The following is a 13,440-nucleotide window of genomic DNA, read 5'->3' on the forward strand; positions in this document are numbered from 1 at the left end:
AAATATTTTTTTAGAAAGAATCATAATTCGGGGAACAGAGGAAAACTTTTTTGAATACCATATTGTTGACCTTTTCCTGTTCCCCAAAAAGTTCTTAAATTTTCAAAGCTGTTTCTGCTTGGAAGTGCAACAACAAACCATATTCCAAGCCCTCTACCACCGCTTGATAGGAAGCCTCTAAAATATTTGTGGAAACCCCGACAGTTGTCCAGCGTTTTAGTCCACTACGTGACTCTACCAGCACACGAGTTTTTGCCGCTGTACCCGTATGTCCGTTGAGAATTCGGACTTTATAATCTGTTAACTCAAAAGCAGCAATTTGGGGGTAAAAATTCACCAAAGCCTTACGTAAAGCAGCATCTAAAGCTGCCACCGGGCCGTTACCTTCCGCTGCTTCCAGAATATTTTTACCGTTGACAGTGATTTTGATTGTCGCTAAGGCATTGGTAGTTGCTTTACCCTCAATCAAGTCACAGTGTACTTGAAAGCCTTTGACTTCAAAGAACAGTTGGCGATCGCCTAAAGCCTCATGCATCAACAGCACAAAACTTGCCTCAGCTGCTTCAAATTGATAGCCTTCACTCTCTAAATCTTTCATCCGTTGCAGAATTTCTCGCGCTTCTGGTTTCTCCTTATCCAGTTCAATACCAAAAGCCCGCGCTTTTGCCAAAACATTACTGAGTCCAGACTGTTCAGAAATCACAATCCGGCGACGGTTCCCCACTTGTTCCGGCTGAATGTGTTCATAAGTCAGAGGGTTGCGTTCCACCGCTGATACATGAATCCCACCTTTATGAGCAAAAGCCGAACGTCCCACAAAAGGCGCGTGTTCATCAGGGGCAAGATTTACCACCTCACTCACAAAGCGACTAGCTTCTGTAAGTTGCAAAAGCTGGTGTTCACCGATACAGCCATAACCCAACTTCAGTTGTAAATTGGGAATTAATGAACAAAGGTTAGCATTACCGCAACGTTCCCCGTAACCGTTAATTGTGCCCTGTACCATTGTCGCCCCGGCCATGACTGCGGCCAAGGCATTAGCCACCGCCAGATCCGAATCATTATGAGTATGAATGCCAATTTGGGGAATAGTCCTTTGTCCTTGGTCATTAGTCATTGGTATTTGACAAATGACTTTTGACAAATGACTTTTGACTGATTCCACAACTTGAGTAATTTCGTGAGGTAAAGCGCCACCATTGGTATCACAGAGAACTAGCCATTCAGCACCTGCTGCCACTGCTGCCTCTAATGTCTGTAGAGCATAATCGGGATTATGCTTATAGCCATCAAACCAGTGTTCAGCATCGTAGATAATGCGACGCCCTTGGGTACGGAGATATTCCACCGTATCGCCGATCATCGCTAAATTTTCTTCTAAACTCGTCTTGAGTCCTGTTGTGACGTGTAAATCCCAAGACTTGCCAAAAATTGTTACCCAACGAGTACCTGCCGCGAGAATAGGTTGCAGCATTGGTTCGGAAGCGGCAGTGGTGTTGGGGCGTCGAGTTGAACAAAAAGCAACAATTTCTGCTTGTTTGAGCGGATCTTCTTGGAGTTGCCAGAAAAATTGTACATCCTTGGGATTAGCACCAGGCCAACCGCCTTCAATGAAGGGAATTCCCAGTTGATCGAGTCTCCGGGCAATGCGTAACTTATCTTCTATGGACACTGATAGCCCTTCTCGCTGAGTGCCATCCCGTAGAGTGGTGTCATAGAGCCAAAGTTGAGGTGAGGGATTGATGGTCATAAGACTGAGACCTTCGAGACAACTTTCTCTTGCGATGTGCCAATATACAACAAAAAGCCAGTTTGGTAATCTAAATATGCCCAAGGTACTAGCTCAAGGTAAAACAATTGAGTGCCAGAGCCACGCCAATTTACGAAAGATATTGCTGCACAACGGTATTGACCTTTATAACGGCAATGCGAAGGTAATCAACTGTCGAGGTATTGGCAGCTGTGGTACCTGTGCGGTTAAGGTAGAAGGCGAAGTATCCGCAGCGAATTGGCGTGACAAAGCGCGGCGCTCTCTTCCTCCCCATTCTCCTACATCAGACCTGCGTTTAGCTTGTCAAACTGAGGTTTTAGGTGATGATGTAAAAGTGACGAAGTTTACTGGATTTTGGGGTCAAGGTTCTCAAATAGTGTGGACACCAGAAGGTTAAAAAGGAGAGAAACAAGATGGGTAGATGGACACCGTTAATTCTGATGGCTGGGGGTTTAGCGATTTTGCTAGGTACACTGCTAGGCATCAATTTTCCCATGGGCGGACAACAAAGCGCTAAAGTTCCCCCAGTCCGCCAAGCAGAGGGCGTTCTCCCAGCGAATATCAATGTTAATAGTACAGCGAGTAGGAATGATTCGGCAATTGAAAACCGGAGTAGCACTACCAGCGGGAATAATGATTCGGCAGTTGAAAACCGGAGTAGCACTACCAGCGGCAATGGTGATTCGGCAGTTGAGAATCGGCGTAGGGTTGCCCAGAATAATGCTTCTACGGAGACTGCACAAAATACTGATGATACATCAGACACGACTCCAGAAAATTCGGCAACAGAAGCTCAATCAACAACCACTCCATCTGAGAATATCAATCAAGACAAAGAACCAATTCGCGCTTTGTGGTAACTGCTGCTAGTCGTTAGTTACGAGTTATGAGTTATTGTTACGAGTTATTAGTTATGAGTTATTAGTTATGTACTAATAATAAATGACTAATGACTAATGACTAATGACTAGTGATGTTTTAATTATTGGTGGCGGCGTTATTGGCTTGGCGATCGCCATCGAACTAAAATTGCGTGGGGCAAATGTCACCGTACTTTGCCGCGATTTCAGCGCGGCATCTGCCCATGCGGCGGCTGGGATGTTGGCACCAGATGCGGAAAACATCCAAAATGGGGCAATGCTTTCTTTATGTTGGCGATCGCGTTCTTTATATCCACACTGGACGCGCAAGCTAGAAGAACTCACCGGTCTCAGTACCGGGTATTGGCCCTGTGGGATTTTAGCACCGGTTTATCAACAGCAAGAGGAAAAAAATTCTTCTTTACCCCCATATTCCCGTGAATCCCCCGCCTATTGGTTAGATCAAGCAGCAATTCATCAATATCAGTCAGGATTGGGTGCAGAAGTCCTTGGGGGCTGGTGGTATCCTGAAGATGCCCAAGTTGACAATAAAGCTCTAGCTCAAGTTCTGTGGGCAACCGCCGAGTCCCTTGGTGTGGAACTCAAAGACGGCGTTACAGTAGAAGCTATTAGGCAACAACAAGGCCAGGTTGTAGGTGTACAAACCAATATTGGGGTGATCTGCGCCGCAGAATATGTTTTAGCTACAGGTGCTTGGTCAAATCAATTATTACCACTACCCGTGCATCCCCGCAAAGGGCAAATGCTGAGTGTACAAATACCGGAATTTTTGCCGGAATTACCCTTGACGCAAGTCTTGTATGGGCAAGATATTTACATTGTCCCCAGGCGAAATCGTTCCATAATTATTGGAGCAACTAGTGAAGATGTCGGCTTTACTCCCCACAATACCCCAGCCGGTATTCAAAGCTTATTACAAGCAGCCATTCGCCTATATCCCCAATTAGCCCATTACCCCATACTCGAATTCTGGTGGGGTTTTCGCCCAGCTACCCCCGATGAATTACCAATTTTGGGCACTAGCCACTGTAAAAATTTAACCTTTGCCGTTGGACATCATCGCAATGGGATTTTGCTTACACCCATAACAGCGGCATTGATTGCCGATTTGATTTGGTCACAAAAGTCAGATTCCCTACTTGCTAATTTTCACTATTCGCGCTTTCATAGCCAGCCATCTACCTCCCCAACCATGCTTACTCACCCGGCCAATTTCTCCAACGGAAACGGTAAAACCCTATCTTTACAGCCTCCAGTACCTAGCATTCAAGACTCAGGACTGATTATCGCTGGGAAAACCTTTCAATCACGCTTGATGACAGGAACGGGTAAGTATCGCAGTATTGAAGAAATGCAGCAAAGCGTTGCCGCTAGTGGTTGCCAAATTGTGACTGTAGCAGTGAGGCGGGTACAAACCAAAGCCGCTGGACATGAAGGTTTAGCGGAAGCCCTGGATTGGCAGAAAATCTGGATGTTACCCAATACCGCAGGTTGTCAAACTGCTGAAGAAGCGATTCGTGTTGCCCGTTTGGGGCGGGAAATGGCGAAACTATTGGGACAGGAAGATAATAATTTTGTTAAGTTAGAAGTAATACCAGACCTTAAGTATTTACTCCCAGACCCGATAGGCACACTGGAAGCAGCAGAACAATTAGTTAAAGAAGGCTTTGCTGTGTTGCCTTATATCAACGCTGATCCGATGTTAGCCAAGCGTTTAGAAGATGTTGGTTGTGCCACAGTCATGCCTTTAGCATCACCCATTGGTTCGGGACAGGGGCTGAAAACAACTGCCAATATTCAGATTATTATTGAAAATGCCAAGATCCCAGTGGTGGTAGATGCGGGTATTGGTTCGCCTTCGGAAGCTGCCCAGGCGATGGAGTTGGGGGCAGATGCTTTGTTGATTAATAGTGCGATCGCTCTTTCACAAAACCCAGCAGTTATGGCTCAGGCGATGAATCTCGCCGCCGTCGCCGGTCGTCTAGCATATCTGGCGGGAAGGATGCCGGTTAAAGACTACGCTAGTGCTAGTTCGCCGCTAACGGGCAAGATTACTGGTGAGTAACCGGGATTTATTCTCCTAGGTGTTTGCGATCGCTAATATCACCTTTATAATACCAATTTGAAAAAAAAATGTGACAGATAGAAGCCCGGAAAACCTATCAAAATTTTTCTTTGCCCCCCATTGCGCGAACTGGCGTGGGTGGGGGGTATATGTATGAACCTGATAGCGTTTCCCGAATCAGTGGTTAGCGTCCTCTTCTGGGTTTCCCAGGCCGAGGAGCCGGAGCACCAAAAGTTTGAACGCCAAAAGGACTTTCAGGGACGTACCAGCCGCATCTCGCATTTAGGAAGTATCTACTAGGGCATTGTCCGGCAGATAGAATCTGTTGTTGCTCTGTGGTTAGTTCAACAAGTAACTCAGATTGAAAAGGTTGCACTGACATAATTGTTACCTCATTTTCGTTACCAAGTAATTGCTTACCTAGTGACTTGAGAATAAATAATATTGATCAAAAACTCATTAGTCAAAGGTTAGAACCCATATTACGCCTTTCGACTCTCAAAAAAGATAATTTTTATAGAGATAGGTTGTTTGGTATACAAACATAGGGTAATTGGGTTGATTAATAGTGCGATGGCGCTCTGGGCCATCGCACTTTCACAAAACCCACCAGTTATGGCTCAGGCGATGAATCTCGCCGCCCTAGCCGGTTAAGGTAAATGCGAAAAATTCCCCCTGGACAAGGAGGAGTTAGTCCTAAGCTGACAATTTTCTAGACAAAGCTATAGATATGTTGACTTTTGTCAATATAATATTTTAGTTGAAAAAATCAAATACTCGATATATAATTCCCATGTCCCAAATATTGAATAAGACTGTTGCTGACGCGAAAACCAAGCAATGATAGTGATAGTCTTTTTGAGAATCTAAAAAAAAGAAAGATGGCGTTGGGCTACAGCGTGTAAGTCTACTGAGGGATAACCGCTCCCATGCTCCCGTTGAAGTAGAAAGTAAAGTCTAGCTTTGTCTAGGTTTTATATAGCAGGAAAATCACGGTTGAGAAAGTACAGCGTTTTTCAGGTAAATGAAGTACACGGGTAGGGGCACAAAATTGTTGTGCCCCTACAATAATCTGTACCTCACCAAGTTCCAATCTGCTGTAATTCTGGCTTACAAGATTTGAAAACTAAAGTTAAGACTTGCCCAATTATTCACATCCAAAATATAGGAGTCAGGGGGGCTGCTGTTAGTCTCGCCAGGGATTGCACTAGCGTTATGCAAGTCTTGGAGCAGGGCTTGAGCAACTTCTAAGGGGTTCAGCAATGGGCCAATGGGCTTTCGGACTCCCGTGGGATAGTTAGCACCCAAGACGGCAAGGGTTTCACTGAAGGGGGCGGTGCTGAAAATCAATAGCTGTTCGCATTCATAAGCTAGTCCTGGAATTGCCCATTCAGACACAATTGCAATTTCTGGTAAGGTGAGGGTTTCCCCTGGAGCCATGACTATATCGTGGAGCAGGGCTTTGGTTTCGGCAATGTTGGGTTGTTGGTAAACTTGCCAAGGGTAAAAGGCGATCGCCATACTACTACTATTTAATCCCAGCAGCATGAAATATAAAGGGCGATCGCTCAAATTTTGCACCCGGTACTGCATCCGACTACCAACAGGCACTGTGGGTATAGCTACCAGTGGTATGCTATTCGCAGTTTTAGCGCTGCGAGTTCGCACTGTTTCCCGTTGCATCACCACGCGAGGCGATATCCCGTCCATAATCTCTAGGGTTCCCTTAACTGGCAAACGGGAAGAACCTTCATTATCTGTGAGTTGCCATAACTTTGCTGCTAGGAGGTTTGGTAATTTCGGCGCTAAACGCTGCACTGCGACTTTCACTGCTTCCCCAATTTCCCCAGATGTATTGGGAATTAGCTCACCACCTAGAGAAAATAGTGCATAGCGAGTGTGAGCTTTGATGAGTTTACCAAACACATAATCGGCTGGTTTTTCTCCTGCGACTACAGTTGATACACCGGCAAATGTGGCAAAGGCGCTGGTGGCATCTACCCGCTCAATTCTTTCTAATCTGGTATCTAGGGCAATTGTTAAGCCAATATTTCGGGGTAAAACCCGCACTGCTTCCTGGACAAGTTGCCCGACTTGTGGGAGGTTGCTATTTTCTGGGCTGGCAATTTGGGCTTTGGCTGTTAATCCACTCCGCGATGGCGAAACGTCCACTTTCAGCGAACGCAATACTAACTGTCCTCCGGTGACTATATTGAGTCGGGAATTCACACCGTAGTATTCCAGAACTTGCGGGGGTAACCCTGCCAACCATACCTGAACAGTTTTACCATCCTCTTCTGTAGCTATGACTACGCCTTCTGCCCCAGTGGGGTCGAGAAAGAAATTATCGACAATGAAAGCAGCTTGAGTATTTTTTCCCTCACTCAATAAAGCGGGCTGCTGATTGCTACCCAGCTTGGACATAGTACTCCCCACACGGGAAAGGATGACTTGAGTCGTTGCTGGGGTGTTTTCCCACAGATATTGCGTCAAGGCGTAGGTAAATAACCCGGCACTTAAACCAGACAATAAGAACTCCTGCGCCACCTGATTTGGGTCTGATGTCGCTGACAACACAACAGGATTGTTAAGTATTGAGTTTTGCGTTTTCAGTTGTTGGAGAAAATCAAGTTCTGCCTCTGCTAGCCTGGCTTTTAACGATTGCGGGCGGGCGCGAATTCCCATCCCTGTGGGCTGTAATGTGCTCATTTCATAGTAACTGGTGTCCAAGACGGCTGTCACTCGGTCGGTGGGAAGCGATCGCAACAATCGCCAAAGAGTTTCTTCTAATAAATAGTTGGCTATTTGATCATTTTGTGAATTTTGATTTTCATCAACTGGCACCAGAGCATTTTGCACCGTGTCCGGCAAAGTTCCCAATTGGACGCGGGTACCATAGCCGCTAAAGTGGAAAACGACCACATCACCGGGTTTAGCTTTTTTACCGAGGTGATCTAAAACAGCCGCCTCAATGAATTCCCTGCTAGCTTGTTCCTCAGTTAAAGTGAGAATATCTGCGGCGAGAAAGCCAAAGCGATAAATCAAAAGTTCTTTTTGCAATTCCACATCAGTCAAACAACCACCAAGGGCTGGACTTTGTGGATATTGATTGATGCCCACTAATAGTGCTAACTTCCGGGGGCTGGGTTGTGCTAAAGCTTGGTAATAGCGATTTCCCACAGTCAACCACTCAGCCTCAGTTACCCCCAACACCGTCAGCAGCCAGCCCATCCGTTGTAAAAACGTCCGCCGTTTCATAAATTAGCTATCAGTCCTCAGCTGATAATTAGGCGTGCATTACCCGCGCCAACTCAGCCGCCACCTCAGGACGGGAAAACTCTGGTGGGGGTAATTCACCCCGGCGTAGCATTTCCCGAACTTTTGTTCCCGACAGGTGAACACGCTCTTCTGGCTTGCTGGGACTTGTTTTTGTCGTCCCCATTTGTTTGGTGCGGGTGCAGTAGAAAGCATGTTCAAATTTCATTGGCACAATGCCCAATTCCCCAGGGGCAAATTCATCAAAGATGTACTGAGCATCATAAGTGCCGTAGTAGTCACCCACACCAGCATGATCTCGTCCGACAATAAAGTGTGTACAGCCGTAGTTCTTACGGACTAAAGCATGGAAGATTGCCTCCCGTGGCCCAGCATAACGCATCGCTGCCGGATTAATTGCCAAAATTACCCGGTCTAAGGGGTAGTAGTGTTCTAGTAAAATTTCATAGCAACGCATCCGCACATCAGCGGGGATATCATCATCTTTAGTCGCCCCAACCAATGGGTGTAAAAATAACCCGTCCACGGTTTCTAAAGCGCACTTTTGGATGTATTCATGGGCGCGGTGGATGGGGTTACGAGTTTGAAAGCCGACGATGGTTTTCCAACCCTTCTCTTTAAACATTTGCCGTGAGGCTGCGGGATCTATTTGATAGCTGGGAAATAGGGCATGGGCGCCGCGCTGTAATAGCCAAATATCTCCTGCCAGATGTATGGAACCTTGACCATAGAGTACCTGCACTCCTGGATGTTTAGCGTCATCAGTGCGATAGACATTAATCGCCTCGCGGCTTTTGTCGTACTGATATTTTTGTGTCAGTTGCAATACCCCGATAAATTCACCACTGGGGTTATCCAAACGGATTAAACCGCCTTCTTGCAGGGGTTGGGCAACTTCTTCTGTTACCGACAGAGTAATGGGGATTGACCAGACAACGCCATTAGCCAGCCGCATTTCTGTAACTACGCGATCATAGTCTTGTTGGTTCATAAAGCCCGTGAGTGGGCTAAAACCGCCGATGGCAATCATTTCTAAATCAGAAACGGCGCGATCGTCAAGCGACACTCGCGGCAAAAAGTCAGCTTTTGAAAGAAATTCTGCTTTTTGTTCCGGTGTAGCAACCCGGTTAACCAACTCTCCACCGTGGGGGGAAATAGCATCTAAATGGTAACTCAACGTATATCCCTTCTTTCTTTTAACGACAATTGTTGCAAACTATGTATGTACTAACTTATCAGGTAGGTACACAGTGAACAAAAAGTTTATCAGTTTTTATTGATTGCCGGTCGGAAAGGGCGAGATTAGGAAGCGTTGAAATATTTTACGGCTTGTGTAGTACAATAGTACTATTAATAAAAAACCGTCAATGTCGGAAACTGAATTACCTGTACTGTTTACAGAGAAGGATAGTAGCCGAAATTGTTAAAGATAGAAGGAAACAAGTATGCTCAGTTGTCATGATGTGGCTAAGTATTTTCTAGCTCAAACAGACGAAGATGCTGGGGATTTAATTTCTAATCTCAAGCTGCAAAAATTGCTTTACTATGCTCAAGGTTTTCACTTAGCGCTGTATGATAAACCTCTTTTTTCTGAGCCTATCGAAGCTTGGAGATACGGGCCTGTAGTGCCTGAAGTTTATCATGAGTATAAAAACTGTGGTTCTGATGCGATTCCTATTCCTGAAGATATTGATTTTTCAAAATTTAATGAGCAAACTGTTGAATTGCTAAATGAAGTTTACAATGTCTATGGTCAATTTTCTGCTTGGAAATTGCGAAATATGACTCACAATGAAGATCCTTGGAAAGATACATCCGTAGGAGATGTTATCATTTTTCAATCTCTGAAAAAATACTTCAAAACTCAGCTTGTGAATGAAGATGAGTAGCAAGAGAAAATTTAAACAACCGCCAAAGGAAAGCGGAAATAAGTTAGGGACTCCATCTGCAAAACAAGAAGAATCTCCAGAACAACAACCACCTATATTTTCTCTAAGATACCTAGATAATGAATATTGTATAACTAAATGTACGAAAGATGAGCAAGCGGCATTTGCTTTAAAAATTCACAAATTGAGTCAGTTAACCTGGTGTCAGATACAGTCACAAGATAGACACGGACTTGGTTATGAAAAAATTGCTAGAGTTGCTATAAAAGCGCCAATTCCCAAGTTTATTACTGAAGATGTAAATATTATTGCTTTTCGCTTTTCTGGAAAAAGTCCGATGGTTGGCTATCGTGATAAAGCCGTTTTTTATGTTATTTGGCTAGATAGAGATTTTACTCTTTATGATCATGGTTAATGATTTCTCCATATCCTGCTGAATAAAATATAGGCTTAACTCAGATAAATTGATTTTAATTTATCTGAAACTGCAAATATTCCAACAGTATTAACCGTAAGTAATCCAACATCCTAACATAACTCTTCATCTGTTCGTATTTGCTATTACTGCCAAAGTAAAATCTGGCAATCTGAGGCACATTGAAAACTCGTATTGTTTGAAGTTGGTCAATTGCCTGAGATGTGTTGATAATTTGACCTGTGGATTGAAGTTGACTGGCATAACCTCTAATATTCACTGTTAAAAGTTCCAGTTCTTCTAGTAATGAAAACTCTTCATCCTCTGGAGGAAATTGAATAATAATTTCTCGTCGTTCGTTGCGGGTATTTTGATAAACATTAGCCAACTGCGAGAATAATTGTAAAATATTCCTCTTCGTTAGTTCTTGCTCATTTAAAATTGCTTCAGTCATCGTTGACTCCATAAGTGACTATCTTTTCAGTACCATATTTATCAGGTTTGACAATCAGATATAGCAATCCTAAATCATTTGTGAAACTTGCAACCTCTCTGATTATTCTCTTTCCCTTGGCGTTCTACAGCCCTATGCCTAACGGCAGGCTTACGCCAACGGGCATCGCTGCGCGCGGGCGTCTTGGCGGTTCGTTTAAAAAAACCTGTTCACAAATCAAATAGGATTGCTATATTCATTGCCTTTACGATATACAGCTGAACTACAGCAGTTTTCATCTATTTGAACCATATCTCTCGTAGGGGCACAGCAATGCTGTGCCCCTACCGCGTGGTCTATTTACTTGAAAATCGATGTAAAAACAAAACTACCCCTCCAAAGCGAAGAGGGGCGGTTTTGTTCAACTAAATGACTCAATAATCCCGCCACCCAAAACCTTATCGCCGTCGTACCAAACCGCAGCTTGTCCGGGGGTGATGCTGAATTGGGGTTCATCAAATACTAAGCGGATGCGGGAGTTTTCCAGAGGAATCACCGTCACGGGTACGGGGGTGGAACGATAGCGAATTTGCACTTCGGCGCGAATTGGGGCTGATGGTTCAGCGATGGAAACCCAGTTGATGCGGTTGACGGTGCATTCTGGCTGGGTTCCTTTGGTGCGATCGCCTACTACCACTCTATTATTAATTGCATCCAATTCAATCACATACAGAGGTTCAGCCGCCGCAATGCCCAATCCTTTACGCTGACCAATGGTGTAATGATGGACACCATCATGTTGTCCCAAAACCTTGCCTGTGGTATCCACAATTTCGCCTTGTTTGGGAGCCAGATATTTATCCAGAAATGCCCGCATAGAACCGTTACTTTCCACTAAGCACAAGTCTTGACTTTCTGGCTTATCAGCGGTTTTTAGACCGTATTCTGTGGCGATGCGGCGGGTGTCGGCTTTTTGTAATTCACCAAGGGGAAATACGGTTGCTGCAAGTAAATCTTGCGACAAGTCATAAAGGAAATAAGACTGGTCTTTGTTGCGATCAACAGCCCTGAATAATTGGTAACGTCCTGTGGTTTCATCGTAGGCAATTTGGGCATAATGACCTGTAGCGATGCGATCGCATCCCAATTCTTCACGGGCATACTTAACCATCGGCCCAAACTTCACCGTCTTATTGCACTGTGAACAAGGTAACGGCGTAATTCCCACACTATAACCAGTCACCAAAAAATCAACAATTTCCGTCTGAAAGACATCTCGAATATCTACAACCTGATGGGGAACCCCCAGTTGTTCACAAATTTCAGCCGCGTCGATCATTCCTTCAGAGCAACATTGACCCTTTCCTTTCATCAGCCAAAGAGTCAAACCAATCACTTCATAGCCCTGATGGTGCAGGATAGCAGCAGCGGTGGAACTGTCAACACCACCAGAAAGACCAACGACGACTTTTTTCATATCCTTAAAATCTTTATTTTTGTGCTAGCTGAGATTTCTCATACCAGCACCACACGAGATTAACGTGACCGCTTAATTATAGCACACATATCTTCAAAGCCTTACTAGAAATGCGCTTCAGTTTTTAGGCTATTAACTTGTTATTTCATCCGCGCCATTTTTCACTGACAGCGGCTAAGATTGCTGGTAGATGTATTTATTATCACCCAGATAAGCTAATTCTAAGCTAACACTGAAGTGTCGAAAAATCATTTAGCCAACTGTCTAGGAAGCTGATTACTAATATGTCTAGTGCAATACCAAGTCGATTTATCGCGTTACCGCTGCTACCCTTATTTATAGGAGGATGCTTGGCACTGATTCCCCACTGTAACCCAGCACAAGGGCAGCAAAGGAGAAGTGAAACTTTACCACCACTGCCAAATCTCCAAGAGGTTCCCACTAATCAACAAGTAATATTCCAGCAGCAACCAGTAGAGTTTTCTAACCAGAACTATCAGCCCTCCCAACCAATAAAGTTTAGTCAAAATACCCAGAACTTTGAGCGCTACTTTGTCTACGTTGATAGCGATAACCCTCAAATACTGCAACGAGTACGTCAGATTGAGCGCAGTGCTTATACCCGTCCCTTGAATGGGCGTACTGTCATCCAGTCGGGAGTATTTAGTACTAGAGTTAATGCCCAACAACGAGTTAATGAACTGGCATCAAATGGTATCTATAACGTAAGTATCGCCAGCTTCTCTAATGCAGAGGAAACCGTTATTTCCACTAATGGAGGCAATAACCGAAATGATAGAAGTGAAAATTCTAATTTTTACTATGTCGCTATTCCCGCCAAATCCCAAAAATTAGCCAACATTTCTCAACGAATTCGCCAGAATATCGGCCCAAATATCGGCGTTTTCTCAAGAAATCAACCGCGAGGATGGCATATAGCTGTGGGCCCTTTTACCCAGCGCTTAGAAGCAGAACAATGGAATAAATATCTGCAAGACTTTGGTTATGGTAATGCCAGGGTTTATTACGGAAAATAAAAGAGTGCTGAGTGCTGAATCAAGAGGTAAAACTAAAGAATGAGGGGTTAATTAATATAGTGCTTCTCATTTTTCTGCCATACACTTTGACCTCTCTCCTGCAAGGAGAGAAGCTTTGAGACTTACTCCCCTTCCCTCCTCTTTTAGGCTACGGTGTACACACAAGTCTCTCTTTATCGAACATCTCAAGAAAACA

General features: G+C 44.5%; 12 protein-coding genes. 7 read left to right on the top strand and 5 right to left on the bottom strand.

The features are described 5' to 3' along the window. Positions 1-94: 94 nt before the first annotated feature. Complete coding sequence (cimA, locus tag H6G32_RS05530) at positions 95-1,750, bottom strand: citramalate synthase (protein ID WP_190455919.1); 1,656 nt, start codon at positions 1,748-1,750, stop codon at positions 95-97. A gap of 76 nt (positions 1,751-1,826) precedes the next feature. Between cimA and H6G32_RS05535 the strand changes: the two genes are divergently transcribed. The 4 genes from H6G32_RS05535 to H6G32_RS27040 all read left to right on the top strand — a co-directional run bounded on the left by H6G32_RS05535 (position 1,827) and on the right by H6G32_RS27040 (position 5,371). Beyond that, on the top strand, positions 1,827-2,168 hold the full coding sequence (locus H6G32_RS05535) for a 2Fe-2S iron-sulfur cluster-binding protein (protein ID WP_190455921.1): 342 nt from the start codon (positions 1,827-1,829) through the stop codon (positions 2,166-2,168). A gap of 16 nt (positions 2,169-2,184) precedes the next feature. After that, positions 2,185-2,631 (top strand): hypothetical protein, encoded by a 447-nt coding sequence (locus H6G32_RS05540; protein WP_190455923.1) that lies wholly within the window; start codon positions 2,185-2,187, stop codon positions 2,629-2,631. Between the two features lie 103 nt (positions 2,632-2,734). Then, positions 2,735-4,717, top strand: a complete 1,983-nt coding sequence (thiO, locus tag H6G32_RS05545) for a glycine oxidase ThiO (RefSeq protein WP_190455926.1) — start codon at positions 2,735-2,737, stop codon at positions 4,715-4,717. A 531-nt stretch (positions 4,718-5,248) separates the two neighbouring features. Continuing rightward, the gene (locus H6G32_RS27040) at positions 5,249-5,371 is read left to right on the top strand and encodes a hypothetical protein (RefSeq protein WP_255502404.1); all 123 of its coding nucleotides are present in this window, start codon (positions 5,249-5,251) and stop codon (positions 5,369-5,371) included. A gap of 456 nt (positions 5,372-5,827) precedes the next feature. On the opposite strand, the gene H6G32_RS05550 is transcribed toward H6G32_RS27040, so the two are convergent. After that, positions 5,828-7,975 (bottom strand): caspase family protein, encoded by a 2,148-nt coding sequence (locus tag H6G32_RS05550; protein WP_190455927.1) that lies wholly within the window; start codon positions 7,973-7,975, stop codon positions 5,828-5,830. 28 nt (positions 7,976-8,003) lie between these two features. After that, positions 8,004-9,170 carry a sulfate adenylyltransferase gene (gene sat, locus H6G32_RS05555; RefSeq protein WP_190455929.1) on the bottom strand — a complete coding sequence of 389 codons (1,167 nt, stop codon included), beginning with the start codon at positions 9,168-9,170 and terminating at the stop codon, positions 8,004-8,006. A gap of 286 nt (positions 9,171-9,456) precedes the next feature. Between sat and H6G32_RS05560 the strand changes: the two genes are divergently transcribed. Both H6G32_RS05560 and H6G32_RS05565 read left to right on the top strand, forming a co-directional pair. After that, the gene (locus H6G32_RS05560) at positions 9,457-9,882 is read left to right on the top strand and encodes a Panacea domain-containing protein (RefSeq protein ID WP_309232563.1); all 426 of its coding nucleotides are present in this window, start codon (positions 9,457-9,459) and stop codon (positions 9,880-9,882) included. Beyond that, positions 9,875-10,297 carry a hypothetical protein gene (locus H6G32_RS05565; protein WP_190455933.1) on the top strand — a complete coding sequence of 141 codons (423 nt, stop codon included), beginning with the start codon at positions 9,875-9,877 and terminating at the stop codon, positions 10,295-10,297. Before H6G32_RS05560 ends, H6G32_RS05565 begins: the two co-directional genes overlap by 8 nt. Positions 10,298-10,352: 55 nt before the next feature. On the opposite strand, the gene H6G32_RS05570 is transcribed toward H6G32_RS05565, so the two are convergent. Next, positions 10,353-10,751, bottom strand: a complete 399-nt coding sequence (locus H6G32_RS05570; protein WP_190455935.1) for a hypothetical protein — start codon at positions 10,749-10,751, stop codon at positions 10,353-10,355. 400 nt (positions 10,752-11,151) lie between these two features. Then, a complete protein-coding gene (gene mnmA / locus H6G32_RS05575) occupies positions 11,152-12,207 on the bottom strand; it encodes a tRNA 2-thiouridine(34) synthase MnmA (RefSeq protein WP_190455938.1) in 1,056 nt (351 codons plus the stop codon). A gap of 284 nt (positions 12,208-12,491) precedes the next feature. Between mnmA and H6G32_RS05580 the strand changes: the two genes are divergently transcribed. Further along, positions 12,492-13,244 carry a hypothetical protein gene (locus H6G32_RS05580; protein WP_190455940.1) on the top strand — a complete coding sequence of 251 codons (753 nt, stop codon included), beginning with the start codon at positions 12,492-12,494 and terminating at the stop codon, positions 13,242-13,244. The last annotated feature ends 196 nt before the right edge of the window (positions 13,245-13,440 follow it).

Source organism: Cylindrospermum sp. FACHB-282, from assembly GCF_014697195.1.
Taxonomy (GTDB): domain Bacteria; phylum Cyanobacteriota; class Cyanobacteriia; order Cyanobacteriales; family Nostocaceae; genus Cylindrospermum.